The 24,166-nt window shown below is 64.4% G+C and carries 30 protein-coding genes and 1 tRNA gene; 10 read left to right on the top strand and 21 right to left on the bottom strand.

The window, feature by feature from the left end; all coding sequences use genetic code 11:
• Positions 1 to 54 precede the first annotated feature (54 nt).
• Positions 55 to 573, bottom strand: coding sequence for a hypothetical protein (locus J7643_03655; protein ID MBO9539669.1), 519 nt, complete (start codon positions 571 to 573; stop codon positions 55 to 57).
• A 140-nt stretch (positions 574 to 713) separates the two neighbouring features.
• Between J7643_03655 and J7643_03650 the strand changes: the two genes are divergently transcribed.
• Together J7643_03650 and J7643_03645 are read left to right on the top strand one after the other, a co-directional pair.
• Positions 714 to 959: a hypothetical protein gene (locus tag J7643_03650; protein ID MBO9539668.1), complete on the top strand. Its 246-nt coding sequence runs from the start codon at positions 714 to 716 to the stop codon at positions 957 to 959.
• Positions 959 to 1,150, top strand: a complete 192-nt coding sequence (locus J7643_03645) for a CopG family transcriptional regulator (protein ID MBO9539667.1) — start codon at positions 959 to 961, stop codon at positions 1,148 to 1,150. The genes J7643_03650 and J7643_03645 overlap by 1 nt, the downstream gene beginning before the upstream one ends.
• Here the strand turns inward: J7643_03645 and J7643_03640 are convergent.
• From J7643_03640 to J7643_03580, 13 genes are all read right to left on the bottom strand, one after another.
• Positions 1,126 to 2,358, bottom strand: coding sequence for a DNA modification methylase (locus J7643_03640; GenBank protein ID MBO9539666.1), 1,233 nt, complete (start codon positions 2,356 to 2,358; stop codon positions 1,126 to 1,128). The two genes, J7643_03645 and J7643_03640, sit on opposite strands and share 25 nt — an antisense overlap.
• Entirely contained in the window at positions 2,358 to 2,597 is a 240-nt protein-coding gene (locus J7643_03635) for a hypothetical protein (protein MBO9539665.1), read from the bottom strand. Before J7643_03635 ends, J7643_03640 begins: the two co-directional genes overlap by 1 nt.
• A gap of 513 nt (positions 2,598 to 3,110) precedes the next feature.
• The gene (locus J7643_03630; GenBank protein MBO9539664.1) at positions 3,111 to 5,639 is read right to left on the bottom strand and encodes a bifunctional DNA primase/polymerase; all 2,529 of its coding nucleotides are present in this window, start codon (positions 5,637 to 5,639) and stop codon (positions 3,111 to 3,113) included.
• A 7-nt stretch (positions 5,640 to 5,646) separates the two neighbouring features.
• On the bottom strand, positions 5,647 to 6,231 hold the full coding sequence (locus J7643_03625; GenBank protein ID MBO9539663.1) for a Crp/Fnr family transcriptional regulator: 585 nt from the start codon (positions 6,229 to 6,231) through the stop codon (positions 5,647 to 5,649).
• Entirely contained in the window at positions 6,228 to 6,545 is a 318-nt protein-coding gene (locus J7643_03620) for a hypothetical protein (GenBank protein ID MBO9539662.1), read from the bottom strand. The genes J7643_03625 and J7643_03620 overlap by 4 nt, the downstream gene beginning before the upstream one ends.
• Positions 6,532 to 6,867 (bottom strand): hypothetical protein, encoded by a 336-nt coding sequence (locus tag J7643_03615; GenBank protein ID MBO9539661.1) that lies wholly within the window; start codon positions 6,865 to 6,867, stop codon positions 6,532 to 6,534. The genes J7643_03620 and J7643_03615 overlap by 14 nt, the downstream gene beginning before the upstream one ends.
• Positions 6,868 to 6,869: 2 nt before the next feature.
• Positions 6,870 to 8,342, bottom strand: coding sequence for a DEAD/DEAH box helicase (locus J7643_03610; GenBank protein ID MBO9539660.1), 1,473 nt, complete (start codon positions 8,340 to 8,342; stop codon positions 6,870 to 6,872).
• 110 nt (positions 8,343 to 8,452) lie between these two features.
• Entirely contained in the window at positions 8,453 to 8,998 is a 546-nt protein-coding gene (locus tag J7643_03605; protein ID MBO9539659.1) for a hypothetical protein, read from the bottom strand.
• A gap of 14 nt (positions 8,999 to 9,012) precedes the next feature.
• Positions 9,013 to 10,311, bottom strand: coding sequence for a hypothetical protein (locus J7643_03600; GenBank protein ID MBO9539658.1), 1,299 nt, complete (start codon positions 10,309 to 10,311; stop codon positions 9,013 to 9,015).
• Positions 10,308 to 10,994: a hypothetical protein gene (locus J7643_03595; GenBank protein ID MBO9539657.1), complete on the bottom strand. Its 687-nt coding sequence runs from the start codon at positions 10,992 to 10,994 to the stop codon at positions 10,308 to 10,310. Before J7643_03595 ends, J7643_03600 begins: the two co-directional genes overlap by 4 nt.
• Before the next feature lie 52 nt (positions 10,995 to 11,046).
• Positions 11,047 to 11,304: a hypothetical protein gene (locus tag J7643_03590; GenBank protein MBO9539656.1), complete on the bottom strand. Its 258-nt coding sequence runs from the start codon at positions 11,302 to 11,304 to the stop codon at positions 11,047 to 11,049.
• Between the two features lie 132 nt (positions 11,305 to 11,436).
• A complete protein-coding gene (locus tag J7643_03585; protein ID MBO9539655.1) occupies positions 11,437 to 11,586 on the bottom strand; it encodes a hypothetical protein in 150 nt (49 codons plus the stop codon).
• Positions 11,587 to 11,602: 16 nt separating this feature from the next.
• Positions 11,603 to 11,848, bottom strand: coding sequence for a helix-turn-helix transcriptional regulator (locus J7643_03580; protein ID MBO9539654.1), 246 nt, complete (start codon positions 11,846 to 11,848; stop codon positions 11,603 to 11,605).
• Positions 11,849 to 11,970: 122 nt separating this feature from the next.
• Between J7643_03580 and J7643_03575 the strand changes: the two genes are divergently transcribed.
• Positions 11,971 to 12,732 carry a helix-turn-helix domain-containing protein gene (locus J7643_03575; GenBank protein ID MBO9539653.1) on the top strand — a complete coding sequence of 254 codons (762 nt, stop codon included), beginning with the start codon at positions 11,971 to 11,973 and terminating at the stop codon, positions 12,730 to 12,732.
• Positions 12,733 to 12,840: 108 nt separating this feature from the next.
• On the opposite strand, the gene lexA is transcribed toward J7643_03575, so the two are convergent.
• Positions 12,841 to 13,476, bottom strand: a complete 636-nt coding sequence (lexA, locus tag J7643_03570) for a transcriptional repressor LexA (GenBank protein MBO9539652.1) — start codon at positions 13,474 to 13,476, stop codon at positions 12,841 to 12,843.
• Positions 13,477 to 13,732: 256 nt separating this feature from the next.
• Here lexA and recA point away from each other — a divergent pair, with 256 nt between their 5' ends.
• The 3 genes from recA to J7643_03555 all read left to right on the top strand — a co-directional run bounded on the left by recA (position 13,733) and on the right by J7643_03555 (position 16,958).
• Entirely contained in the window at positions 13,733 to 14,764 is a 1,032-nt protein-coding gene (gene recA / locus J7643_03565; protein MBO9539651.1) for a recombinase RecA, read from the top strand.
• Between the two features lie 71 nt (positions 14,765 to 14,835).
• Positions 14,836 to 16,557 carry a recombinase family protein gene (locus tag J7643_03560; GenBank protein ID MBO9539650.1) on the top strand — a complete coding sequence of 574 codons (1,722 nt, stop codon included), beginning with the start codon at positions 14,836 to 14,838 and terminating at the stop codon, positions 16,555 to 16,557.
• 170 nt (positions 16,558 to 16,727) lie between these two features.
• Positions 16,728 to 16,958 carry a DUF2188 domain-containing protein gene (locus tag J7643_03555; GenBank protein ID MBO9539649.1) on the top strand — a complete coding sequence of 77 codons (231 nt, stop codon included), beginning with the start codon at positions 16,728 to 16,730 and terminating at the stop codon, positions 16,956 to 16,958.
• A gap of 180 nt (positions 16,959 to 17,138) precedes the next feature.
• Here J7643_03555 and J7643_03550 read toward each other — a convergent pair whose 3' ends face one another.
• From J7643_03550 to J7643_03540, 3 genes are all read right to left on the bottom strand, one after another.
• Positions 17,139 to 17,393: a hypothetical protein gene (locus J7643_03550; GenBank protein ID MBO9539648.1), complete on the bottom strand. Its 255-nt coding sequence runs from the start codon at positions 17,391 to 17,393 to the stop codon at positions 17,139 to 17,141.
• Between the two features lie 707 nt (positions 17,394 to 18,100).
• A tRNA-Val gene (locus J7643_03545) sits at positions 18,101 to 18,174 on the bottom strand.
• Positions 18,175 to 18,347: 173 nt separating this feature from the next.
• Positions 18,348 to 18,749: a hypothetical protein gene (locus J7643_03540; protein ID MBO9539647.1), complete on the bottom strand. Its 402-nt coding sequence runs from the start codon at positions 18,747 to 18,749 to the stop codon at positions 18,348 to 18,350.
• 186 nt (positions 18,750 to 18,935) lie between these two features.
• Here J7643_03540 and J7643_03535 point away from each other — a divergent pair, with 186 nt between their 5' ends.
• Positions 18,936 to 20,777, top strand: a complete 1,842-nt coding sequence (locus J7643_03535) for a hypothetical protein (GenBank protein MBO9539646.1) — start codon at positions 18,936 to 18,938, stop codon at positions 20,775 to 20,777.
• A 74-nt stretch (positions 20,778 to 20,851) separates the two neighbouring features.
• Here the strand turns inward: J7643_03535 and J7643_03530 are convergent, their stop codons facing one another.
• Positions 20,852 to 21,007, bottom strand: a complete 156-nt coding sequence (locus J7643_03530) for a hypothetical protein (protein MBO9539645.1) — start codon at positions 21,005 to 21,007, stop codon at positions 20,852 to 20,854.
• Between the two features lie 99 nt (positions 21,008 to 21,106).
• Positions 21,107 to 21,412, bottom strand: a complete 306-nt coding sequence (locus J7643_03525; protein MBO9539644.1) for a hypothetical protein — start codon at positions 21,410 to 21,412, stop codon at positions 21,107 to 21,109.
• A 161-nt stretch (positions 21,413 to 21,573) separates the two neighbouring features.
• On the opposite strand from J7643_03525, the gene J7643_03520 reads away from it, so the two are divergent.
• Together J7643_03520 and J7643_03515 are read left to right on the top strand one after the other, a co-directional pair.
• Positions 21,574 to 21,933, top strand: coding sequence for an STAS domain-containing protein (locus J7643_03520; protein ID MBO9539643.1), 360 nt, complete (start codon positions 21,574 to 21,576; stop codon positions 21,931 to 21,933).
• Between the two features lie 8 nt (positions 21,934 to 21,941).
• Entirely contained in the window at positions 21,942 to 22,391 is a 450-nt protein-coding gene (locus J7643_03515) for an ATP-binding protein (protein ID MBO9539642.1), read from the top strand.
• Positions 22,392 to 22,403: 12 nt separating this feature from the next.
• Here the strand turns inward: J7643_03515 and J7643_03510 are convergent, their stop codons facing one another.
• Positions 22,404 to 23,306 carry a nitronate monooxygenase gene (locus J7643_03510; GenBank protein MBO9539641.1) on the bottom strand — a complete coding sequence of 301 codons (903 nt, stop codon included), beginning with the start codon at positions 23,304 to 23,306 and terminating at the stop codon, positions 22,404 to 22,406.
• A 118-nt stretch (positions 23,307 to 23,424) separates the two neighbouring features.
• Between J7643_03510 and J7643_03505 the strand changes: the two genes are divergently transcribed.
• Positions 23,425 to 24,084, top strand: coding sequence for a TetR/AcrR family transcriptional regulator (locus tag J7643_03505; GenBank protein MBO9539640.1), 660 nt, complete (start codon positions 23,425 to 23,427; stop codon positions 24,082 to 24,084).
• The last annotated feature ends 82 nt before the right edge of the window (positions 24,085 to 24,166 follow it).

Raw genomic sequence — 24,166 nt, 5'->3', positions numbered from 1 at the left:
TTAAGTTTCGCCTTAACCTTCCGGAGTGGAATAATTTGAGGTCAGAGCGAGGCCTCAGCCGGGATCGATTTCCTCGGCTTCGACCTCGATGACCTCGCCCGTGCTCGAACCCGGTGGCAACTGGTAGCCCAGCTCGCTCGCGATCTCGATGATACGCGCCTTGATTTGCTCGGGGTCGATGACGGGCTGAAGTTGGATGGGGCCTCCCCGCGGGCCGGTGTGCTCATGGCGATCGACCCGGGCCCACTCGCCGGGAAACTTCCGCTCAAGCCACCAGGCCGCGGCCTGCCAGGTGCCGTTGGCGGCGGCCTTCTGGATGAGCGCCACGTTGCGAGCGGCGGCTTCCTCCTCGGCCTTTTGGACCGCTGCTGCAAATGCCGCATACTCCTCGTCGCCCTCCCGGGTGCTGTGGCGTTCCTCGCCCCGCGTGCGCCACTCCCTGCCCGTGCTCCAGCCGATGCCCGCGACCTCGCAGGCCGTCCGGAACGTGTTGCCCGCCTTGAGCAGCTGGCAGACTTTCTCCTGGACCTCGGGCGTGAGCTTCGAGGGGCGACCTTTCGGGGCCGTGGCCATGGTGCGTCCCTCCTTCGACGGCGATGGCGAACCTCTTTTGATGATTGTCAGAGGTTTTTTGATTTTGTAGTTGATTTCCTGCGGCTTCCGAGCTAATGTCTGACCATCGAGAGAGGCGCACGCAGAAAGGACGGACCGAGATGAAGAGCAACAACCGCAAAGCCGAAGTCGCAGCCCTCAACGCCGCCGCGATGAACGGTACGATCCCTGACGAACTCAACCCGCTCTTCATCTTCGGCATGACCCACAATGAGCTCCTGATGGCGATCGCCACCGGCAAGATCGACGCGGCCCAGCTCGCCAAGGAGCAGCTCGCGGGCCGCGGGATCGGTAAGGGTGGCGAATGGGTCGGCTTCGATCGCGCCGAGACCGAGTGGGCCCTGTGATGCCGAGGGGTGGTCACCGGCCCGGTGCCGGGCGGAAGGCCGCGGGCGGCTCGGCGAAGGGGCAACCGGTGGCCGTCCGCCTCTCTCCCGACGTGCTCCTGGAAATCGATCGGCTGACCCAGGACCTGGGGCTAAGCCGATCCGGCGTCGTCGAACGGCTCCTGCGTCAGGCGCTTGCGAAAGAGTCTTGACCGCTGGCCAGATCGGCCTTCTTGCCCGTGAACTGCTCCCAACGCCGAACGATCACGTCGCAGTAATGCGGATCCAGTTCCATCAGGAAGGCCGAGCGGCCGTTCTTCTCGCAGGCGACGAGCGTCGTGCCCGATCCCCCGAAGAGGTCGAGCACCTTGCCGCCCCGGACCGACGAGTTCGCGAGCGCCCGCTCCACCAGTTCGACCGGCTTCATCGTCGGGTGGTCTTCGCTCCGGTTGGGCCGATCAAAGTTCCAGACGGTGCTCTGCTTGCGGTCGCCGTGCCAGTGGTGAGCGGTGCCTGGCGCCCAGCCGTACAGGATCGGTTCGTGTTGCCAGTGGTAGTCCTGCCGCCCCATGACGAACGCCGACTTGACCCAGATCAGGCACTGCTTGAGCAGCCATCCGGCCTCGACCAGCGCCTTGCGGAAGTTGGTACCCTCCGAGTCCGCGTGGCAGACGTAGATGGCGCCGCCTGGCTCGGTGTGCGTGAGCATGCACGCGTAGGCGGCAAGCAGGAAGCGGAAGAAGTCCGCGTCGCTCATCGAGTCGTTCTGGATCTTGAGCGCATCCTTGGTCTTGCCCACGTAGTCCACGTTGTAGGGCGGATCGGTGAAGACCATGGTCGCCTTGTGACCGTTCATCAGGCGCTCGACGTCCTCGGCTCGCGTGCTGTCACCGCAGAGCAGCCGATGGCGTCCCATCATCCACAAGTCCCCGGGCTTGGTGATCGGTTCTTCGGGAACCTCGGGGACGTCATCGGGATCGGTCAGGAAGGCCTCCTGCTCCTCGAGCTCGGACAGCAGGTCTTCGAGTTCCTCGGCACCGAACCCGGCGAGAGCGGCGTCCTCGGGGTCGAGGTCCTTGAGGATCTCGGCGAGGAGCGACTCGTCCCACTCGGCAATCTCGCCGAGCTTGTTGTCGGCGAGCGCCAGGAGGTGAGCGTCGGCGGGATCGAGGTCGAGGTAGCGGACGGGAACTCGGTCGAGGCCGAGCCTCTCGGCGGCCTTGAGCCGCGTGTGGCCGGCGATGACCTCGCCGTTTGGTCGGGCGAGGATCGGCGAGCCAAATCCGAAGCGTCGGATGCTCTCGACGACCTTCTCGACCGCGGCCTCGTTCTTGCGCGGGTTCTGGTCCCACGGCGTCAACTCGCCGATTGCGACCCAGACCGCGGCGGCCTCGGCCGTCTTGGGAGTCGGCTTCGGCATCAGAAATTGATGACGGCCGGGGGTGCGGGCACCAGCTCGAACCGGCCATAAGTGACGGGGTGGCGGTAGCTCAGGTGGGAGAGCGTGCTCGTCACGAGTGCGACCTGCCCACGATCGCCTGCCAGCAGCCCGCCCGGGGTTTGGCTTTGGCGCTGGATCTTCTGGTTCAGGGCCGCCTGATTGCGGGCCCCTTGCCAGCGGCCTCCGCGCTTGCTGGTTCCTCGTCTCGTCTTTGCCATCTTGGACTCCTGAAAATTCGCATGGCTTCGCCGGACGCTGCGCGCATCAGGTAGGGCCGAGGCCCCCGAGCGGGCAAAGTGTCACGGTCGAGCTGAGTTGTCGGACGAACCGATTTGCGTGGGGCGGCGCCTTGCCGTGCGGCCTCGCCAGCGGGGCCAGCGACGCTCACCCAATCGAACCTGATATCCAGCGTAAGTCCCCTCATGAGTCGTGGTCAATCTGAAATGGGGGTCTTTCGAGAATTACTTGAACAATTTTCGAGGAACTTGGTTGCAGAGGGTGTAGGAGGTGTAGCGGTGTAGGAGTTTCCCCCGCTCTGGCCAAAACGCGAATAGAAACACATGATCCATGACACATGGGATGGGGGCTGTTTCTGGCCCTTCTCGAGGCTCGAGAAGATCTACACCATCTACACCCACCTGGCCGAAACTAAGTGCTGGCGCCAAAAATAGGGGTGTAGATCGATTTCGCGATCTACACCCCTGGGCCTGGATCTACACCATCTACACCCTTCATGGGTCGATGCTGTCCACCCACCACCTCATCCCCGACTTCGCACGATCGCCGACCGACAGGCACAGGCCACCGAACACCCGCCCCTGGTAGCGCCGGAAGCAGCTACGCACGCGGACGGGATCCCAATCCTTGCCGTCCTTGCTGGGCGCAAGTTCGATCAGGGCATCGCGGAGGATTCCGACGTCGCCATCCATATTGCCGTCCGTCGTTCGTTTGACGACCTGGAGGGTCCGTGGCTCGTTGCGGAAGAGCTTGTGCCACGCCTCGAGCACGGCACCAAAAGCCATCGTCTCGCCGTCCTGCCTGCGAATCTCCTTCTTGCCCTCGAGGATGTCCGGGAGCCTGTGCCAGACGAGGGGTGCGCGAACCAGGTCGTCCCACTCCTCGAAACCGCCGAGCCGCGGCAACCCGGCCGGGCGCTCGGGTCTCGCGACGACGTGGGCACGCACGACGGTGAGAGCGGCCTTCACGAGCTCGGACCGGTTCTGCCGGACCCAGGCCAGCAGGTCGGGATGGACGAAGTCCTGCCGGGTCTCGGGGTCTTCGACCATCGAGGCCATGCGGATGGAGACGACGCGCCGGACCATGTCGCCCTTCACCGGGATGTTGTTCCCGGTCGCGCCCCAGAAGGGCTTGAGAGGACCGCTGAACGTGCGGTTCGTGCCGAGGATACGGCCCCTCCACCAGGTCGACGTGAGGGCGGCATCGAGTGCGGGGCCACCGATCGAACGGGCGACGTTGTCGAAGACGACCATCCGCGCGCCTTCCATCGCGAGCGACGTGATGAGCTTGCGCATCTCCTCGTCGTCCGACACGGGCGAGATGATGGGGACCCGGCGCCCGGTCGCCACGATCGAGATGACGTTGGCGAGCAGCCCCTTGCCCGTTCCTGGCGTCGTCGCGTCGAACAGGAACATCGGGACGGGGCCGGCGATCGCCGGACGGATGACCGCGGTGATGAGCGCGGCGACCGCGGCCGCCCGGTGGTGGGGAGCCTGGAAGGGGAAGTCGACGAACGGCTCGTTGAGCCACAGGAAGGCCTCCTCGACCTGGTCCTTGGTCGGCTCGTCCGGAACGGGCTCCCAGGCCTCGGCCCCCGAAACGAACATGATCCCGGTCTGCGCATCGAAGCCGGGCGCATCCAGGATCGTTCCGTCGGGTCGCAGAGTCGGGGTCTCGACGATGCTCGTTATCTCAGGCAGGTCCCAAGCTCCCTTGTTCAGCAAGCCACCGAGGACCTCGTCGGGCGGCCAGCATGGTCGGTACTCCTTGCCCGCGGGCTTCGCGAATCCGATGACCTGGTTGACCATGAGTCGGAGGTGATCCTTGGCGGTCAGGAGCAGGCTCGGGCCCCCCGCGCCGCTGCGCACGGTCACGAGGCTGCCGCCGAATGAATAGATCGGCTGCATGCGCAGCGCCCGCTCGGAAGCCTTGACGAGGTTCGGCAGCTCGCCATGGCTGCCCGTGATGGCGAGAATCCGGACCTCTTCCGCTTCGCCTGGTTCCGGTTGCTCGGCCTCGACCGCGCTCGTGAGCTGGCTGCCGAAGTAGGCGCGCCGTGGCGGCTGGAGCTTGTCGGCGATGCCGCAGATGTAGCTCTTGGTTCTCGCTTCCCGGATCTTCCGCAGGAGGCTATCCGCAGCCTTGGCCTCGGGCCGATCATCCCAGGGCGGGGCGCAGCGAGCGTTCCAGTCCGACAAGGCCTCGAGGGCGTCTTCGTCACGCTCGAGGGCGAACCCACGGGTCACGACGGAGCAGAGGCCCATCGTGTGGCTGCTGCCGCCCTGGCCTTGGACTGCCGGCTCACGGCCGGCGAGCCATGCTTTGGCGCGTTCGATGCGGACCTCGACGGGCGGAAGCCCATCGGGCTCGGTCCAGGCGGTCGTGTTCGTGACCGGGATCTGCCGCGTCCCAATCAGGATGAGGTCGAGCAGCCAGCGCGGAGCCTCCGCGAAGGCCATGTCCTCCGGATGGTGGGCGATCTCCCACTCGTAGACCTGTCCGCTCGCATGGACGCTGCCGGGACCGACAACCAGCCCCCCGTCGCAGCGAAGGTCGAGCCCGGGGCCCAGCTTCTTGACCGAGTTCCCGAGGGGCAGACCGGGGTGCCGAAAGTAGATGTGGCGGCCGCGAACGCCGTCGAGGTTGGAGCGTCCCGTCAGGACCTCTACCGTCTCCGGGAGTGGACCGTGGGCAGCCTCGAGCGCGGCGAGCGATTCGATGCCCTCGGCCGCGGCGTCGACGTCGAGCACCATGGTCCCGGGGTGCGACGAATCGGTGATGCGGCCGGTTGCCACCCCGATGTTCGCCATGGGCCAGTGCGCCCACCACTGGCGAATCTTGGTCTCGTCGGTCGTCGCCTCCTGCTGCCAACCCAGGATGCGCGGGTGCTTCCCGGGTTGCCGACACTCCCGGCCGGCGCGGCAGGCACAGCCGCCATCGCGGGGCCACCAGAGTGGAAAGACCGGGAGCCCGAGCCGCGCGATCTCGAGGGCATGCTCGGTATGGAAGATACGTTCCTGCATTTGCCGCCTACGCTTCGAGCAGACGGCGGTCGAGAACCTTGATCGCCCCGCGCTCGACGGCGACGGCACCCACCTTGGCGAGTTGCCGCAAGGTCTGCGACACAACCTCCTTCGGACAATCGGTGGTCATGCCGATCTCGTCGTGCGAGAGGCGAATCGTCGCCCCATGGCTCGAGAGGTAGCGCAAGAGGCTGGCCACGCGCTTGGACGGGTGCTGACCAATCATCTCCGCCATGCAGAGCTGAGCCCGGTAGAGTCGGTTCACGGCCAGGCGATTCAGTTCAGCAATGTCATCGGGACCGAGGTTGCGCAAGAGGATGGGCGCGATGACGACATCGCAGGTTGCCTGAGCGAAGCATTCCCGGCTTTCGAGCCCGAGCAGGACCTCCGCCTCTCCGAAGCAGACGCCCTCGCCGAAATGAGCCAGCGTGGTCTCGTGCCCGTCGAGCGACAGCCGAGCCAATCGGACGGATCCCCAGCGGAGGAGGTAGATGGCCTCGACGTCGTCGCCCTGGTGGTAGGCGAACTGAGCGGCCTCAAGTCGGCGAGGCTGCCCTGCGATGCGGTTGAGACGAGCGTAGTGGGAATTCATAGGGCCTCCTCGACGGCGAACACTGCTTCTTCCAGGGAATGGGCCACGACGTAGAGGCCGCCGAACCTCGTGATCATGGCGCCGAAGTGGAGTTGCTCGGGTGTCTGACTCCCACGAGGGCCCTTGATCTCGATTTCCAGGCGCCGTCCGCTGGCGAGGATCCCGGACAGGTCGGCCTGCCCAGGGATGCCGAACCGGACCATTCGCCCCGTGCGGGAATCGATCGCTGCCCCCGAGTTCGCCCGCCAGAGTCGGAGGTCGGGCCGGGCGCCGAGCACTCGGAGCACGGCGGCTTGGATCTCAGCTTCTCTCATGAGGAACCTCCGTCACTTGGGCGGCCGAGATCGGGACCCCGGCGGACGCCTCATCTGCCGAGAACTCCGTGTAGCGCTCGGCGATTCGCTGGTACATCCGAGCCTCACGGCTCGGCACCTCGGCTCCGAGCTCCACCAGAGCCTGCCAGGCCTCGGCGATCTCGCGGATCGCCCACCGGCAGCGCTTGATGAAGTAGGGAATCTCGAGGTCGAGGATCTCGGGTGAGTACGGCTGGCGATAGAAGGGCGACGCCGGGTCCGCGCCCGAGAGGCCCATCTGCACCGGCGTCTGGGCCGGTGGGAAGAGTCGTTCCTGCGCCATGGCTACGCCTCCCTCAGTCCGCCCAGGAGAGCGCGACGGGGACGGATGTCGAACTCGGCAGCGATCTCGAGTGCCCGGGACTCGTCCCAGGCGGCGGTGATCATCTTGACCGGCCAGACGCCGTACTTCTCCTGGTAGCGATGGGACGCATAGCCCGGTTTCCAGCCGTTCATCCAGGCCTCGGCACGCCAGCGGAGGTAATCCTGCTGACGGCGACGGACGCTCGGCGATACCGGGATCTCCGGCCTGTCTTGCAGTTCGACGAGATCGCCCGCGACGACCTCGGGCGTGCGATCGCCTCCGGCTCCGGCGGCAACCCCGAAATTCATCCCGCATCCGGGGCAGCTCGGCGTCCCGGAAGGAACGACGAGGAAGCAGCGGGGACAGCTCTTCACGGGGGCCGCCTGACGGCGGGGCGTCACCTCGAGCGAATGGACGCGGTCCTCGTCCGGAAAACCATGCCGCTGGACATTGCCCGCATGGTCGACCAGGAGATAGTCGGTCTTCCCCTCGTGAGAGCGGGCGCCGCGGCCGCACATCTGGATCCAGAGGCCGGTGCTCTGGGTGGGGCGCGCGACGATCACGGCGCCCAGCTTCGGAAGGTCCCACCCCTCGGTGAACAGCCCGACGTTGGTGACGACGTCGAGCTCTCCTCGAGCGAGCATATCGAGGTACGTCTTGCGGACGTCCGAATCGGTATCGGCGTCCACGTGGACGGCCCGAGCCCCGACACCCTGGAGCGCGTCAGCCAGATGCTTCGAGTGCTCGATGGACGCGGCGAACGCGACCGAGAGTCGGCCCCGCACGATGCGGCCCCAGTGATCGGCCACGCTGCCTATGAGGCGCGGGGTGTCCACGCGCAGGACCAGGTCCTTCTGGTTGTAGTCACCGGCTGTGGTGCGCACGCCGACCAAGTCAGGAGAAGAAGGCGCAAAGACGCGGGGCGGCACGAGGATGCCCATCTCGAGCAGCTGGCTCGGCGTGGCAATCTCGACGAGTTCGGTGAAGATGTCTCCGAGCCCCCTGCCATCTGTCCGGTAAGGAGTGGCGGTAAAGCCGAGGATCGTGGCGTCGGGCAGACGCTCGAGCAGCTGGCGGTAGCTTGCGGCCATGGTCCGATGCGCCTCGTCGATGACGACCAGATTGGTCGGCGGGATGGGACGACGGATGAGGCTTTGGACGCTCGCCACCTGCACGGGCCAACAGGGCTGAGGCTTGCGCCCCGCTTTGATGACCCCATGAGCGACACCCGCTCGGGTCAGCTTGTCGCTGGCCTGGTCGAGAAGCTCCTCGCGGTGGACGAGCACGAGCCCTGTCCCGCCCTTCGCGACCATTGCGGAGAGGATGGAGGAGAACATGACGGTCTTGCCGCCGCCCACGGGGCAGACGGCCAGGATCCGGCGATGGCCGGCTCGCATGGCGCGACGTAGGGCTTCGATGCCTTCGGCTTGGTAGGGATGTAGGGTGAAACTCATCGTTCCTCGCAGGGTCGAATGGCGCGCGGCGGCGCGCAGCCTGGAGCAAAATCTCCGGCTGTTGAGGTAATTCGGTGCGAGGGACCGGTCGGGCCCCTCGCGAAGCGGGACTAGAAGTCGAGGTCGTCAGCGTCCTCGGGGGGAGCGGCGGGCAGAGGCGGTGCCACCGGCGCTGCCGCGGCCGATTTGGCCTTCCCCTTGCTGCCGGCGGCGGCCGGTGCGGCAGCAGTCGCCGGGGATGGCGTCTGCGCCGGACGAGGGGGCGCCGGCAGTGGAGGAGCCTCGCGGATCACCCGCTGGAGGCTGGTCACCTTAGTGCGCTCGGGCTTGTTGGGGTCCTGGGCAACGATGACGTAGCACTCGTAGCCGATGAACTGCTCGATGTCGATCGGCTCCTCGGGATCGGGGGCGTAGCCCAGGAGGCTCGTCGCCCACTGATAGCACTTCGAACGCGGAGACCAGGCGAGGCTGGTGAAGGCCTCGGCGACGTCCCCGTAGTGGGGCCCCTGGCTGCCGAGGGCAAACTTCCATTCGGCGCCACTGGCTTCGCCGCCTTTGCCATCGGGGATGGTCTTGGGGCCGATCGACTGGATCACGGCATAGTAGGTGCCGGCAGCAATCTGCTTGAACTCGGACTTTTGGGTCATGAGGGCCATGGCGATCTCCTTCTTCAGTTGCCGGCGATCGCCGGCGCTGGGGTGGGGGCTGCCGTCTCGGACGGCGGGGCCTCTGGGGCGCAGAGGGTGAGTTGGATGTTGATGCCGCGGTTGGCCTTGTCCTCGGTCCCGCCAGTTACCTCCGTGATGATGGCAAAGGCGTCGCCGGCGCGACCGTCGACGAGGCCGAGTCGGTGCAGGTGGGCGCAGACCTTCCCGGCGGTCGAGGACTTCGTGGCCGGCAAGTATCCGAGGAAGGCGTCCGTGTCCCGGTGAACGACCTTGATGGCCTGCGCCAGGTCCTCGAGGTAGCGAGGCCCCTTCGGGTTCAGGTAATCCCATTCGAGATCCAGGCGATCGCCAGGTTTGAGGTTCGCCCACGGGATGTCCGAACGGTGGGTCGTGCCGACCACTTTGGAGGGCCAGCTCTCCCACTGAACCCGGATCGCTCGTCCGTCTTCGACGACGAGCGTGTTCCACTGCTCGACTCGAGAACCGTCATCATCGGGCGCCGGAGCTGCGGGTTCGGAGACCTGCGCGGATTCCCTGGCCTGGCGGCAGAGCTGACGAACCTCGCAGAAATGGCACTCGCCCTTGTAGGGCACGAGCATCTCCGCCGCCGCGTCATACGCGGGCAGCGTTCCTGCCGCGACGTGGTCGAGGATGCGCGCGGCCTTCCGGTCGGCGGCCCGTGCGAGTGCCGGATCCGCCTGGAAGGCGATCGCCGTGAGCGTCTCGCTGGCACCACGATCGTGCTCGAGCAGGCGGCCCCATTCCGTGGTCCGGCGCAGGTGCTCCGTCAGCTTGAGGTTTCGATTGAAGTAGACGATCGCAACCATCGAGCAGCCGTGCATGACCGCATACCAGTTGGCCTGGATGACGTGCTCGGTCTTCTGGGGGCGGATCCCGACCGCCACGTCAAACCAGTCATCGACGAATGCGGTCTTGTAGTCCACCAGGATCCCGTCGGCGACGAAACGGTGATCGGAGTGGCCGCGAAGCCAGGCGTTCTCGATCGTTTCTTCGGCAATCGCCTCTTCGCCCCAGCCGGCCTCCTGGATCAGTTCGTGGACGAAGGTTCCGATCCGCGTGGAGAGGAAGTTGCGCAGGTGCTTCTTGACGATCGTCCCCTCGGGGAGACTTGCCTTGAGCACCTGGGCTCGCTCGCAGTCGGAGATGCCCGAGGCTCGGGGCTTCTCCCAGAGAGCGATCGACTCGTTGCCATAGGCCTCGATCAGCCTGCCCTCGATGCGCTGGACGATGGCTGGGTCCCGTCGAAAAACGACGTGGCGAATCTTGTCGGCAGGAATCATCTCGCGACCACCCGGCCTTCCTGGAATATGCGCAGCCCAGGAATCTCCCGTGCGCCGTTCCGGATCGCCGCCTGCAGGGCACCCGAGTTCACCTGCAGGTAGCTCTCGGGGACGGTGCCGTCGGCGAGAGCTCGCGCCAGTACCCGGATGTCCTCGATGTCGTAGGTCCAGTGCTTCGCCATGGAGACCCCCGCGGCCTTGGGCGGCGGCGCGACGTAGGTGGGAACGGTGGCGGCGATCCCCGCCACCTCGGGGGCGGAGGCCGAACCGATGAGTTCGCTCTGCCGGACCTGCGCGGCTTGCACCTCCTTGGCTCGCTCGGCCTCGAGGTAGGCCTTGGTGATTTCCTTGAGTCGCTTTTCGGTGACGTCCAACAGGTCGGTGAGGGGTTTGAACTGGTTCTTCGCCAGCTTGGCCGCCGTCTCCAATGGGGTGACAAAGATCGCCTTGAGGCCGTCCAGTTGCTTGGCCGCGCCCTTCACCTCGGCCAGGATGTCGGCAGCAGCCTGGAGGCTGGGCTGATCCACGATGGCGAGAACCGATGCATCGCTCGCGAGTTCGCGAATCCGGGTGGCGATGGGGGCCAAGGCGCCAGCGGCATCGCCACCCTTCGGGACGAAGACAGCGGTCGTTTCGGAGGGCGGAGGAATGTCGGGGACGGCGGCATCCAGAATCAAAGGCATGATGGAATCCTTTCGATGACACGGGCGAGGTTCGGGGTGAGTTGCTGGGGGATTACTTCCTGGCTCTCCACCGCTGGAGGGCGTCGTGGCGGTAGCGCTCGAGCTGCCGGTTGACTTCCTGCCATTCGGCTCGGAGCTGGGAATAGGAGCTTTCGCAGTCCAGGTACCAGCCGGCGTCGTTCATATCCTCGACGTAGGGTTTGAGCGCATCACGAACGGCCAGGAGATCCAGATAGGTCAGGGCTCTCTTGCTCGCCAGGTGCTCCTCCACGAAGCGCTGGACCTCGATGACCTTGGGATCGGTACTCATGGCTTCCTCCGAAACATCGTGGCCAGCTGACGAAGCAGCTTCAGCAAGGGATGGGCGCTACCTCGGGTTCGACCGCGGAGCTTGCCGTCGCGATCCGGGCCGATGAGAAACTCGACCCGCTGGGGTGAGGCCTCAGGCCGTTTTCTGAGATTGTTCATCGTTCTTGGTCTCCTTCGGTGGGGTGTTCTCGGCCCGGATCGCCTTGGCGCGCTCGATTTCGATGAGCTTGCGGATCCGCTGCCGGAGCAGGGCCTTGAGCGGAGCCAGGGGATCAAGTGACATGGGTCGTCTCCTCTCTTCAGCCGTTACGGGCGATCGGCATGAGATGTTCAGTAGTCTGAACAGGATCGGCAAAAAAATAGGCTTCCGTCTTGCAGAGGGCCCAGGCCAGCAGCGCGAGGGTGTTGCATAGCGGAACGTTCACACCTCCCTCGATCGCCGCGATCGCGGCACGGCTGAGGCCCGTCTTTCGCGCGAGCATCTCCTGGCTCATACGGGCGTCGCGGCGCGCCTGGCGCAGCAATTGGGGACTGAAAGTTCGCATCGGTATCCCTCCCTCGTATGTCTAGAGTAGTGTTTGAAAAATCCTCTGTCAATTACTCTAGTCGTCAATGTCTAGACAGATAGACAAGAATTTTGTAAGATGGGCTGCAAAGGGGGCCAGCTATGGATTCCAGCAATCGCAATCCGCTCGGAGGTTTCCTCCGCTGCTATCGAGACGAGCATGGACTCTCGCTGCGGGCTCTCGCGGAGAAGGCGGGCGTGAGCCCCGCCTACGTCTCGAACCTCGAGCGCGGAAGCGACCCCATGACCAAGAAGCCGGTCAAACCGAGCGCCAAGAAGCTCTCTCAGCTGGCCAAGGCCACCATGGTGGAGCCGGCCTTCCTGGTCGCGCTCGCCACGGGTCAGGATCCCGGATCGCCTCGGCAGGCCGATCCGCGCACCGAACTCCTCCACCTTCTGGAGAATCAGGCCCGCGAACTCGAGCGCTTCAAGGTGCGCATCCAGGAACCCGGCATGCGCGAGATTCCCCATTTCGGACCGGTCGCCTGCGGCAACACCGGCTACTTGCCGAACGAGCCACTGTCAGTGACGGCTTGGCCCACCTTCCTGGTGGGATCGGCCGACTTCAGCGTTCAGGTGAAGGGCGATAGCCTCGATCGCCAGGGCCTCATGGAAGGGGACTGGGTCTTCCTGAAGACACTGTCGCCCGATCGTCGTCCGAGGGAGGGCTCGATCGTTCTGGCCAGCCTGCGCGAGGGTGAAGACTACCTCGCCACGCTCAAGCTCTTCTCCAAGCGTGGGGGGCGGTACCGGCTCGAGCCGGACTCCACCAACGAGGATCATCACCCCGTGGCGGTCGATGACGACGTGCGCGTGCTCGGCCAGGTCGTCTGGCACTGCTCGGACCCAGCGCGGTTCGCGTAGGCCAATGGATGAAACAGTGCTGACTCTACTGGCCTAGGGTCTCGTTACCGCGCCACTTGGTGGGGGAGGTGCGAGTAGATGCCTGGTGCTCGTTTGGATCTAAAATGGTTACCGCAAGAAACGACGCTGGACGGAGATGACCACGCCACGGATTCTCACCTTGGGCACCACGATGGGTTCCATGCTGGAGTTGGCGGGCTGCAGCCGGACCCAACCATTGGACTCACGGTAGAAACGCTTGAGGGTCACGCTCCCGTCTTCGAGCATGGCCACGACTACCTGTCCCTCGTCAGCCGTATCTTGGGCCTTCACCAGCACGATGTCGCCATCGCAGATGTGGTCCTCGATCATGCTCTGTCCGCGGACCTTGAGCGCATAATGGCTGCCCCGCCCCAGCTCCTCGTCGGGCAGATGGATGAACTCATCCACATGCTCGATGGCCTCGATAGGAACACCCGCAGCAATGCGCCCTAAAACGGGGATGCTCGCGAAGGAGACGTCCACGGTCGGCCGATGGGGCAGGCTGATCGAGCGCTGGGTGCCCGGACGGTAGACGATCAGGCCCATCTCCGCGAGCGCCGTCACCTGGCGGTAGATGGTGGATGACGACGTCTTCCCCACGCCCTCGCCCACCTCACGGATGGTCAGGGGACCGTGCCCCTGTTCGCATCGCTCCCGGATGAAGCTGAGCGTCTGCAACAGCGGCTCGGTGAGCTCACGATGCTCTTTTTTGTGTCTGCCCATGGGGCGATTATACGTCGAAAATGTGTTCCAGTTCAAGTGACGATAGGTCAGACGTCCCGCGGGGTTTCATTCGCACCATTTCATGGCCCTCATATGCACCTCGGCACAGGCCTCATAAAGAGATATTAACGCAAGAACCCTTGTCAGATGCCTGATAAATGGAACATAATTTCATGGAAAATATGTTCCACGAATCATTGCAGGGGAGGAGCCAGTGGAAGCAGCAGACAGCAACAGAGGCCAGGCCGATCCGGAACTGCGGGCACACCTGGCAGAGCTCGCCCTGGCGACCGCCTTCGCGAGAACCGAGCAGCGATGGGGCAAGGGGGCGATTCTTCGTCTGGATAGCGCGCCCTTGGCAATTGATAGCCTGCCGACGGGCATCATGGCCCTGGATCACGCGATCGGTATTGGCGGGCTACCCAAGGGACGACCCATCGAAATCTACGGAGCCGAGTCCTGCGGCAAGACGACTCTTGCGCTCGAGCTGATGGCGGAGACACAGCGGCGCGGGGGAACCTGCGCGTTCATCGATGCGGAGCACGGCTTCGACGCAACGTACGCCCAAGCGGTCGGAGTTCGGTTGAGCGGGCTCTTGCTCGCTCAACCTCGATCGGGCGAGGAGGGCCTGGACATCGTCACCGAGCTCGTGATGTCCGGGGCCGTGGACCTCATCGTCATCGACTCGGTGGCGGCGCTGGCTCCAAGAATCGAGATGGACGGCGGCGATGGAGACGAGCTGACCGGCGCTCACGCCCGGATGATGAGCCAGGCGCTCCGTCGGATCATGACGGCGCTCGGCAAGTCGAAGGCCGTGGTGGTGTTCATCAACCAGGTGAGGGAAAACCTCTCGAACCGGCAGTGGGGGATGCCCAAGGAGACGACGACCGGTGGCCGCGCCCTGAAGTTCTACTCGTCGGTCCGCATCGAGCTGCGACGCACGGAGGTCCTCAAGAAGGGCGGTCAGCCCTATGGCAATGTCGTGAAGGCCAAGGTCGTCAAGAACAAGGTGGCGCCGCCCTTCCGCGAGGCACAGTTCGAGATTCACTTTGGTCGCGGCGTGTGCAAGGAAAGCGGGTTGCTCGATCTCGGCCTCGAACACGGCCTGGTGACCCAACACGGCTCCTGGTTCGCTTTCGGCGGCACGCAGCTGGGGCAGGGGCGGGAGGCGGCGCGATCGCTCCTCGCAAGTCAGCCGGCAGTGCGCGAGCGACTCGAGGCTCAGCTCCGCCAGCGGCTCCAGGGGGTGGTCGCATCTCCCGTCGAGCCGCCAACGACACAACAATAGACTGGATGTTCCGGCGAACCAGAGGTAATGTCCCAATGCGCATGAATAGATGATTTCAGAGGAGATCGTCGATGCTTCCAGCCAACATCGGAACGCCGTCTCTCCACGGGCAGGCGATCGGGACCTCGGAGCGGGTCGGTATCTACGCCCGCGTCTCGACCTACGGTCAGCTGAAGAACACGAGCCTGCACGAGCAGCAGCGCAAGCTGCAGGATCTCGCCCGCGGCAAGGACTACCAGGTCTTCGACACCTATGTCGATGGCGGGGAGTCGGGAACCACCTTGGAGCGCCCGGAAGTGACGCGCATGCTGGCGGATGCCCAGGAGGGGCGTTTCCACCGGGTGCTCATGCTCGACTACGATCGAATGACACGCTCCGATCTGGTCGACGCGACCATCCGGTCGGTCTTCCGGTCCCTGTCCATCAAGATCGAGACGCCGAACGACGAGTATGATCTCGAGGATCCCGACGACAACTTCGAGGTGGCGCTGTTCGGGGCCCTTGCTCAGCGGGAGTGGATGAAGATCCGCAAGCGCATGGTCGATGGTCGAATGGCCGTTCAGGCCGCGGGGGGCTTCACCGGTGGGGCCATCCCGTTCGGCTGGCGCCGGAATCCGGGCACGGGCAAGATCGAAATCGATCCCGACGAGGAATCGGCCATTCGTCGGTTGTGGGAGCTTGCGGCGAGCGGGTTGTATGGATACCGCAAGATGGCCGACATCATGGCCAGCGAGGGTCATGTGTTTCGGCGCAAGCAACTCGAGCAGGTGGATGATTACAACAGGGCCCTGGTCTACGAGGTGAAGCCCTTTGATTCCAAGAATGTCCGGAACATCCTGCGCAACCCCCGGTATGCGGGCCTTGAAGTAGCGAGGCGCGACTACACCCGGCGAGGCCATGGCAACAAGCGCGGTTCGGTGACGGTCGAGAGCCGAGAGTTCCCGGCGATCGTTACGCCCGAGGTCTTCGAGCGCGTCCAACACTCGGTCCAGCAGCGTAAGACCTACGGCGAGAAGTGGGACCGTATCGACCGGAACCCACTGTCGGGCATCGTGCGATGCCCGGTCTGCGCCACCCCGATGATGGCCAAATATGGCTATGGCAACCTCTACTACGGCTGCTACGTCAGAAGCTGCGCGAAGGGGATGCTGTACCGGATGGACCTGGCTCACGAGGCTGTCCTGCGCCTGATGCGTCAACTCGTCCCCCAACTCGTGGCCGAGGAAGAGCTGGCACTCGACGAGAGCAACCTAGAACTCGGGCAGCTCAATGATCGTCTTGCCGAACTCATGGGCAAGGCCGATCGCCTGGCGGAGGCGCTCCTAATCGACGAACGCGACGGCGGGCTCTCCCCGCTCATCTATGCCAAGCTCAATAAACAGATCCAGGAGGACATCTCGGCCACCAAGCAGCAAATCGGTGCCCTCTGCCGCCGCGAGTTGGTCTACCCTCGCCTCAGGGAGGCCCTGCTCTCCCTCGACGCCGATGATCCAGATCTGGGCGAATACTGTCGGTCGGTCTTCAAGGACGTCTGGTTCAAGGTCGACCGGGTCGAGCGCAACACCAAGTACCTCTCGGTGGCGAAGGCCACCCTGGTTACCGAGGCGACCTGGGGGACCGACGAGGCGACGATTCCCAAGCCGATGAAGCGTCCGACGATCGCAGCCAGGCCGACCAAGGAGGAACTGGCGGCGCTTTTGGTCGAGGAGTCCTATTCCGCGATCGGCCGCCGGTTCGACGTCGCCGACACGACGGTGAAGAAGTGGGCCAGGAAGCACGGGTTGGTCGAGTAGGTGTAATGACGATGGCTCGTGATGCGGAGTTCTTAAGGCGGAAAAGTGGCCTTGGTCGATCTCCTACGCCAAGAGGTCGGGGCTGTTGATCTAGCCCTTGATCGCATGCTAATCTAAGCCATAGAACGTTTGTTTGAGCGTTCAATTGCAGCAGAAAGGAGGTGATAACTATGGCAGACGGAAAGAGCCATCACGTGGTTCCCAACCCAAACGGGGGCTGGGACATTCGCCGTGCAGGTTCGGAGCGAAGCAGCGGCCATTTCGACGTGAAGGTCGATGCAGTGGGCCGTTGTCGGGATATTAGCCGTAACGCAGGCACGGAGATGATCGTTCACAACAAGAACGGTCAGTTTGGCTATCGTGACAGCCACGGCAAGGATCCCTTCCCGCCTCGCGGCTAATAAGGAGGTTGTCCTGTCTATCAGGCGCTAGATGACCCGTCACGGTGTGGACGGGTCTTTTTTATCAGGTGTTCCGAACCCGGACGGGGTCGGAACACGAGCCATCGGTCACCTAGTAGGGTAAAGACGGGCCGTCGGGTATTGGCAACCGTTGCGCCATTTAGGAAGCGACGCTACCGCTCAAGCGTTGATCAGGTCCCAGCCAAGCTTGCGGTAGTAACTTGCCATCAAGTGCTCGAGGAATCGGCGGAATAGTTTGTCGTGAAGGTCGCTCTCCGAGAACTCTGCTTCCCCAACGGCAAAAGGATCGAACCTCAGCCTCTCGAGCACGATGGTGACGCCCTCGGTTGTCAGCCCCTCGAAGAGTTTCCGAAGGCGGTAAGAGGTCTGTTGCCTTGGGCCACCGTTTCGATAGTTGCCGATTCGGTCCACCAAGCATTGGGCCTCGCCGACGTAAAGGCGCCCGAGGTCTCCGTGTTCCGTTCGGTACGGAACCCAGCGATAGATGGCAGGAACTGAGTATTTGCCCCTCATTCCAGGTGTGGGCAAAGCGGGAAACCTGTAGGGACGCCCGTCGGACTCGAGCACCGTATCCCAGCGAACGTGCAGTCCTGGCAACAACTCACTCCCGTCACATGACGTCAGCGGCTTGGCCGCCGCTGCAGCGACAGGGGATTCCGAATCGAGCAAGATTGCCGGTTGTGGTGAGGGTGACGTCCGCTCTGCAACGGTCGCCGGGGGAATGCTCTGGGCCAACCAGCTGACGGATTTGATCGTCCCGCAGTATGCGCACCTGTTCTTGGTTCGGCCGATAATGCCCTCGGCCAGGAGCTTGTTGCCGACACGATTGGCCTGCTGACGGTACCTCAGCGACGCTCGCTTCTCAAGGCAATCATCGCAAATCGGGCCATGTGCCCGACCTAGCTCGGATAGGATTCGCTGCTCGACGTACGGCGATGGTGACACTGGGTATCTCCTCACGGGAGAGAGCGCATTCCGCAATCCCCTCCCGATGAATTATCGCATGCCCCCATTTGACGGCTGGCGGGAGGTGGCTCCGAAACGCCCCCTGCGGATACTTCAGTCTGCTCTGAACAGAAAAACCGCCAACTCCGGTCAAAGACCCAGAATTGGCGGTACAGTGGGCACAACTGGATTCGAACCAGTGACCTCGTCGATGTCAACGACGCGCTCTAACCAACTGAGCTATGCGCCCTTACGGGATTTGGGGCCTCACTAGTAAGCAAGATTGCTTGTTGAAATATCAACATCCGAACCAGCGAGTTCAGACCTTTCGTTTCAACGTAGCGCTCTAACCAACTGAGCTATGCGCCCTCAACACAATCAACATTAACCGACGGTGATGGTTGTGTCAAGCTTTTTTTTAGACTACCCCAAGGGCAAGACCAGCAAGCCAGGCTGACGGCCGGCTTCGACCGCCTGCGGATTGCGGTTGGCAGGGCAATCCCGGTTGATGCAGACGCCGCACATGGCCTCGTTCTGGTGGGATTCGCCTTGATAGCGCAGGACGTAGGTCGTCTTCTCGGTGACGACGGGGTTCTTCTCACGGGTGGCCTCGCTCGCCGAAATCCGCACGAAGTACATGTTGCAGTGGCGCTCGGCGTTGCCCTCGCGCACGTACTCGGGCTGCGCGAGCGGGTAGAGGCCGGTCATGCCGAAGGCCCCCTGGACCAAGAGCGTGTTGTCGAGCTTCTCGATTTCGAGGCCTGCGCTCGAAACGGTGGCGGGCATGGTCATCGAATGTCCGTCGCGGGTGCTCATCAGGGTCATGGCGTCTCCTCTTGCTGCGTGAGGATCCAGTTTAGCACGCGGAGCCTCATGGCCGAGTGTGTTAGCATGGGCAGAGCGCCTGACAAAACTGTTCCTTTTAGCCGCCCACCGCGGCCAACAGCCGTGACATGCCTGGTTTTGTTAGGTGCTCGCTATCTGTCCCGCATTCGCTTGCAAGGAGTACCCGTGACAACGATGCTCGCCATACATCCCGCTCTTGAACACCTCCACCGCTTCGAAGCCGACATGCGCGCCAACACCTTCACCGGCTCGCTGCTCGGTCTCGGCCTGCCCGAGCGCGATCGCGTCCTCGCGGCCGAGTTCGAACGCTTCGAGGCGGAGCTCGAACAGGCCACGGCCAAGGCCAAGGCCACCGGCGAGCCGGTCGTGATCGACGGGGCGCGGATCTCGCTCACCGAGAGCGGGGATGCATGGCGCATCATGCCGGACGGCCGGATGGAGCGCGAGTACAGCCAGTTTGATGGCTTTGAGCAGCTGGTGGCGTCGCTCGGCAATCCGCCCGAGCTGGACCCCTCGCGGGCGATCGCTCCTAACGACCTTTACCGCGTCGCTTACCACGGCTTCTGGTCGCCGTCTGCGACCAACTGGCAGCCCACCCGCGTCGTCGAGCTGAACGGCCCGGCCAAGGCGCGTCTCTTCGCCCAGATCGGCTGGACCCTCGAGACCGAGCTGCCGGCCCTGGTCCTCTTGCGCCGCGACCACTACGAATCGCTCCTCGGCGACGTGCTCGAGCCCTACGGCCTCGCCGTGACTGCCCGTGAGGAGTCGATCGACGCCGGCATCTTCGCCGAGACGCTCGCCATGTCGGCTCTCAGCCGCGGGCTCACCTACCGCGAGCACGTCTTCGCCCCTGGTGAGCTGAGCGCCTCGACCGCGCTGCTGCGCGAGGTCCTCGACGAGCGCCGCGCCGCGCTGACGGGCGACGACGCCACGGCCGTCGCCGAGCTCTCGGAGGCCCTCGGTTCGGGCAAGTACCTCCTCGACAGCGTCATGGTCGTGGGCCATGCCCGCGAAGGGATGGCCGTCTCCTTCGAGCGCTTCGACGAGCTGATGGATGCTCACTCGACCCAGCGCGTGGCCTCGCCCACCCGCGAGTTCTCGAAGGAAGAGACCGACACCCTCTGGGCCCGCACCGTCGCGGCCCTTCCCGCCCACGAGCGCGCCTGCGTCGACTTCGTCTTCTTCCACTGGAGCCACCAGACGCCTCCGATGATCGGCAGCGCCATGTTCGAGGCCCTCTACGGCGCCGGTGCCGACCCCGAGGCCAAGACCGGCGGCGAGGGCGGCCTCTTGACCGCCGTCTCGGTCCGCAACTACCTGCAGAACCTCGCCAAGAAGGATCCGGCCTACGTCGCCTCGGTCGCAGGTGACAACTGGCAGGAGCTCAGCGACGCCGAGCTCCAGAAGGCCACCCGTCAGGTGGGCCTGCGCGCCGCGGACATCGGCCCCTACCTGCGCGAGCGCATCCTGCGCGATGGCAAGTACATGGTCGTCGATGGGGTCATCCAGGACGCCGCCGGCAAGCCCCTCTCGATCCCCGTGCTGGTGCGCCTCAACAAGTCGCTCGCCTCCACCTTCGGCAACTTCTTCCTGAAGTTCCAGAACACGCACCCTCAGAACGGCGTGATCCTCGCGAACACGGCGGCCGGCGAGAGCCACTGGGTCTACCGCTCGGTGGGTAAGGCCTCGGCGGTCCTCACCTACATGGCGCGGGCCATGGGCGCGTCGAGCATCATCAAGACGGGCCCGATCGACCTGGCGCGCGATCCCATCAGCCAGATCCTTGCCAACAACCCGGATGCCCAGCCCGAGGTCACCAAGCTGCAGCCTGCGATCGCCGCGGGCACCGTGCTGCCGGCGATGACCTTCCAGGTGGGCTACCCGCTCGCCGGTTCGGACATCATCGAGCCCGGCACGCCCAACGAGCATTCCGGCTATGAGGAGCGCAAGCGCGACAAGCGGCCGCCCCGCGCCCGCTTCGTCTCCCATTACTTCCCGGCCCTCTAAATCCGACCACGCCTAAGCGGCCCGCTCGTCCCGAACTAGGGATGAGCGGGCCGCTCGGCTTGTGGCGGCGTCGATCAGGTGTGGACGTCTTCTGTCGCGAGCTCCGAGGTGACCAAGGCGCGCTCGCAGATCCGGCACTCGTAGATCAGTTTGACCTCGCCGTCCGGAAAGGTCAGACGCTTGGTCTTGTGCATGTCACCTTGGCAGTGACGGCAGCGGTCTTGAGGCATGCCGGGCGTCCTCCGCATCGAAGTCTCGTCGTGGCGCTATCGTAGCAACCCTTGCCCGCTAAGCAGGCAACCAGGGCAACACCCCGGGTGTGAGAATTCTCACATGCTGTGGGAGGCGTCCTCTTCGAGCAGGCCGATCACTTGCTCCAGCTGGATGCTGAGGGCGCGGCCCGCGCTGAGCAGGGTCTCCACCTGCTGATCGATGAACGGCACCAACTCGGGGTGCTCGGGCAAGAGGAAGAGCTCTTTTTGCTCTTCCATGTCGTCGATTTCTTCGTTGATGGCCTCGAGTTTCTCGTAGAGGCGCGTCTTGACCCGACGCAACTTGTCGCGGCCTTGCTTTTCGAGGATGACGGTGAAGTAGGTGGACCAGTCCTGCGGATGGGTAACGCTCGTGGGGGCCATGCGTGTCTCCTTCTGCAAAGCGGCAAACAAGTAAATTGTAACATTGTCTATAGTTGCATGGATGGACGATCTCAAAATGTCGGTAGCCTCGCCGCAACATTCATGCAAGGTACCAAGAGTTCAATCGAGGGGTGGGACGGACATCATCGAAAGGAACGAACATGGCGAGCTATCACTTGAGCTGCTCCTGGATAGTCGAAGGAGAAGTCGTCGTCATGCGGCCCGAGGGCTACCTGAACGACCAGACCGAGCGCGAGTTCGAAGGAATCCTGCGCGAGGCGGCCAGGGGCTCGCAACGCATCGTCATCGATGCTTCCGGCTTGATTCACGTCTCGAGCATCGGCTTCGGTACCCTGCTCGCGGTGGCGTCCGACCTGCGTCGCGGGCACGGGGACCTGCGCATCGCCGCGCTGAACCCTTCGCTCACCCGGGCCCTGACCCTGGTGTTCGGGCCTTACTTCAGGCTCTTCGAGACCGTTCCTGATGCCGTTCGCTCGTTCGACGCCGTGGCGGCGGGCTAGGAGGGAGCATGATTGCGGTGACTTCACGTCCGATCGACGCGCAGGCCTCCTTCACCAACGCCCTCAAGAACATCTACGGCATGCACCAGTTCGTGCGCCAGATCGCCATCGAGGCGGGCTTCTCCAACGTGGCGCTCGGCGACATCGAGCTTGCGGTGGTCGAGGCGTGCGCCAACATCGTCAAGCACGCCTACCGGGGCGTCCCCGAGGACACGGCCAAGATCGACATCCACGTCACCTACGACTGGGGCACCCTGACGATCACCATCACCGACTGGGGGGCGCCCTTCCAGCCGCCGATGCAGCGCCTGGCCGCCCCCAACGTCGAGGTGATGGTCGCCGAGCAACGGCGCGGCGGCATGGGGATCTTCTTCATGCAGCAGATGATGGACGAGATCGCCTGGGACATCCGCCCCGGCGTCTCCAACCGCGTCCGTCTCGTCAAGCGGCTCGTCTGAGCCCGCCCGATATCAACTGAAGCTGGCAAGTCCCGCCCTGATGGCCTCGTACTCGGCCATCAGGGCGTTCACGATCTCGCCGCAGCCCTTCACCTCGTCGATCAGGCCCACCCCGTGGCCCGCGCTCCAGACTTCCTTCCAGGCCGAGGGGCGAAGGGGCTTGCCCCCGGCGCTCTCGCCTCGCGCGCGCATGGCTTCGAGGCTGGACTTCAGGAAGTTGGCCGGATGCCCCGAGACCTCGGGGGTGTACTCGATGTCCTCGGGGGAGGCTTCGAGGATCATGGCCTTGTAGGCCTCGGGGGCAGGCGATTCGGTGCTCGCAATGAAGCGGGTGCCCAGGTAGGCAGCGCTCGCGCCGAGGGCCATGGCGGCCGCCATGCCGCGACCGTCCGAGATGCCGCCCGCAGCGATCACGGGGATGTCGAGCGATCGCTGTAAATAAGGCACGAGCACGAAGGGGCTGATGGTGCCCGCATGACCGCCGGCCCCCGAGGCGACCGCGACGACCGCGTCGGCGCCGGCTGCCTGGCACTTCTGCGCGTGCTTGAGGTTGGTGACGTCGCAGAAGACCTTGAGGCCCCGCGAATGGGCCACCTGGATCACAGGCGCGGGGTTGCCCAGGCTGGTGATGATGACCGGCACCTCCTCTTCGAGGCAGATTTTCAGGTCCGCCTCCAGCCGCTCGTTGCCGAGCAGGATCAGGTTGACCCCGAACGGCGCCTTGGTCTGCGCCTTGATCGCACGCACCGCTTCGCGGAACTGCTCGCTGGTGCGGTAGTTGAGCGCGGGGAAGGTCCCCATGCCGCCGGCCTCCCCAATGGCGACCACCATCTCCACGTTGGAGATGAGAAACATGGGCGCGCCGATGAGGGGATAGCGGATGTTGAGCATGCGGGTGATGGCGGTGTCGTGCATGGATACCTCGCGATTTCCAAACAGGCGGGCGAATTCCCTGAAATCCCGTGCCGAAGCGGCAATTAGGGTGTAAAATAGACTTCAGTATATCTTACCCCGTCCTCGTGAGGAGCAGGACATGGCAACAGGCGCAGATTTGAAGAAGCTCTCCCATCGCGAGCAAAAGAAAGAAGAGTGCCGTCAGTCGATCGTAGACGCGGCGCTGACCCTCTTCGAGCAGAAGGGCTACGACGCCACGACCATGGACGAGATCGCCCAGTCCGCCAAGGTCAGTCGCCCGACGGTCTTCAACTACTTCGCCCGCAAGGAGGACATCCTCGCGGTCATCGGGGTCAAGCTCACCGCGCGCCTCAAGGCCGAGATGGAGGCCATCGCCCCCAGCGAGCGCGAGGCGGCTCCCGTCGCGACCCTGCGCCGCTTGCTCGTGAGCATGGCGGTCCTCTTCTCCGAGTACCCCGAGACGTCGCGCGCCTTCCACAAGGTCGCCGTGATGGAGCAGCACCTGCGCCGCAAGGCCGCCCCTCGCTGCCCCGTCGTGCCCCACGAGGATCCCCAGAAAGTCGAGATGCAGCGCTTCTTCGAGCACCTGATCGAGGCGGGGCAGCGCCAGGGCGAAATCCGCGGTGACTTCCCCCCCAAGGAAATCCTCTTGCACCTGGTGATCGGCCTCTTCGCCTCCACCTTGGGGCCTGCCGAGCAGGGCCTCTTCGGGGACGAGCCCCTGCCGAGCGTCGTCGCCCGCCACTTCGACCTGAGCCTGTCCGGCATTCGCGCCTGACCCTAGACACATAAGCAGAGAGGCCCTCGCCCGATACCGGCGAGGGCCTCTTGTTTCGCGAGGAAAAGAATCGGGGGGCCCA

The organism is bacterium, assembly GCA_017744355.1.
Lineage (GTDB): Bacteria > Cyanobacteriota > Sericytochromatia > S15B-MN24 > UBA4093 > JAGIBK01.
Note: the sequence above shows the minus strand (reverse complement) of the source record. Positions and strands in the feature narration are given on the sequence as shown.

What these genes read in the sequence shown, in the direction of transcription:
- J7643_03655 (MBO9539669.1), bottom strand. Translation starts at nt 573, where the DNA reads ATGGCCACGGCCCCGAAAGGTCGCCCCTCGAAGCTCACGCCCGAGGTC.
- J7643_03650 (MBO9539668.1), top strand. Translation starts at nt 714, where the DNA reads ATGAAGAGCAACAACCGCAAAGCCGAAGTCGCAGCCCTCAACGCCGCC.
- J7643_03645 (MBO9539667.1), top strand. Translation starts at nt 959, where the DNA reads ATGCCGAGGGGTGGTCACCGGCCCGGTGCCGGGCGGAAGGCCGCGGGC.
- J7643_03640 (MBO9539666.1), bottom strand. Translation starts at nt 2,358, where the DNA reads ATGCCGAAGCCGACTCCCAAGACGGCCGAGGCCGCCGCGGTCTGGGTC.
- J7643_03635 (MBO9539665.1), bottom strand. Translation starts at nt 2,597, where the DNA reads ATGGCAAAGACGAGACGAGGAACCAGCAAGCGCGGAGGCCGCTGGCAA.
- J7643_03630 (MBO9539664.1), bottom strand. Translation starts at nt 5,639, where the DNA reads ATGCAGGAACGTATCTTCCATACCGAGCATGCCCTCGAGATCGCGCGG.
- J7643_03625 (MBO9539663.1), bottom strand. Translation starts at nt 6,231, where the DNA reads ATGAATTCCCACTACGCTCGTCTCAACCGCATCGCAGGGCAGCCTCGC.
- J7643_03620 (MBO9539662.1), bottom strand. Translation starts at nt 6,545, where the DNA reads ATGAGAGAAGCTGAGATCCAAGCCGCCGTGCTCCGAGTGCTCGGCGCC.
- J7643_03615 (MBO9539661.1), bottom strand. Translation starts at nt 6,867, where the DNA reads ATGGCGCAGGAACGACTCTTCCCACCGGCCCAGACGCCGGTGCAGATG.
- J7643_03610 (MBO9539660.1), bottom strand. Translation starts at nt 8,342, where the DNA reads ATGAGTTTCACCCTACATCCCTACCAAGCCGAAGGCATCGAAGCCCTA.
- J7643_03605 (MBO9539659.1), bottom strand. Translation starts at nt 8,998, where the DNA reads ATGGCCCTCATGACCCAAAAGTCCGAGTTCAAGCAGATTGCTGCCGGC.
- J7643_03600 (MBO9539658.1), bottom strand. Translation starts at nt 10,311, where the DNA reads ATGATTCCTGCCGACAAGATTCGCCACGTCGTTTTTCGACGGGACCCA.
- J7643_03595 (MBO9539657.1), bottom strand. Translation starts at nt 10,994, where the DNA reads ATGCCTTTGATTCTGGATGCCGCCGTCCCCGACATTCCTCCGCCCTCC.
- J7643_03590 (MBO9539656.1), bottom strand. Translation starts at nt 11,304, where the DNA reads ATGAGTACCGATCCCAAGGTCATCGAGGTCCAGCGCTTCGTGGAGGAG.
- J7643_03585 (MBO9539655.1), bottom strand. Translation starts at nt 11,586, where the DNA reads ATGTCACTTGATCCCCTGGCTCCGCTCAAGGCCCTGCTCCGGCAGCGG.
- J7643_03580 (MBO9539654.1), bottom strand. Translation starts at nt 11,848, where the DNA reads ATGCGAACTTTCAGTCCCCAATTGCTGCGCCAGGCGCGCCGCGACGCC.
- J7643_03575 (MBO9539653.1), top strand. Translation starts at nt 11,971, where the DNA reads ATGGATTCCAGCAATCGCAATCCGCTCGGAGGTTTCCTCCGCTGCTAT.
- lexA (MBO9539652.1), bottom strand. Translation starts at nt 13,476, where the DNA reads ATGGGCAGACACAAAAAAGAGCATCGTGAGCTCACCGAGCCGCTGTTG.
- J7643_03560 (MBO9539650.1), top strand. Translation starts at nt 14,836, where the DNA reads ATGCTTCCAGCCAACATCGGAACGCCGTCTCTCCACGGGCAGGCGATC.
- J7643_03555 (MBO9539649.1), top strand. Translation starts at nt 16,728, where the DNA reads ATGGCAGACGGAAAGAGCCATCACGTGGTTCCCAACCCAAACGGGGGC.
- J7643_03540 (MBO9539647.1), bottom strand. Translation starts at nt 18,749, where the DNA reads ATGACCCTGATGAGCACCCGCGACGGACATTCGATGACCATGCCCGCC.
- J7643_03530 (MBO9539645.1), bottom strand. Translation starts at nt 21,007, where the DNA reads ATGCCTCAAGACCGCTGCCGTCACTGCCAAGGTGACATGCACAAGACC.
- J7643_03525 (MBO9539644.1), bottom strand. Translation starts at nt 21,412, where the DNA reads ATGGCCCCCACGAGCGTTACCCATCCGCAGGACTGGTCCACCTACTTC.
- J7643_03520 (MBO9539643.1), top strand. Translation starts at nt 21,574, where the DNA reads ATGGCGAGCTATCACTTGAGCTGCTCCTGGATAGTCGAAGGAGAAGTC.
- J7643_03515 (MBO9539642.1), top strand. Translation starts at nt 21,942, where the DNA reads ATGATTGCGGTGACTTCACGTCCGATCGACGCGCAGGCCTCCTTCACC.
- J7643_03510 (MBO9539641.1), bottom strand. Translation starts at nt 23,306, where the DNA reads ATGCACGACACCGCCATCACCCGCATGCTCAACATCCGCTATCCCCTC.
- J7643_03505 (MBO9539640.1), top strand. Translation starts at nt 23,425, where the DNA reads ATGGCAACAGGCGCAGATTTGAAGAAGCTCTCCCATCGCGAGCAAAAG.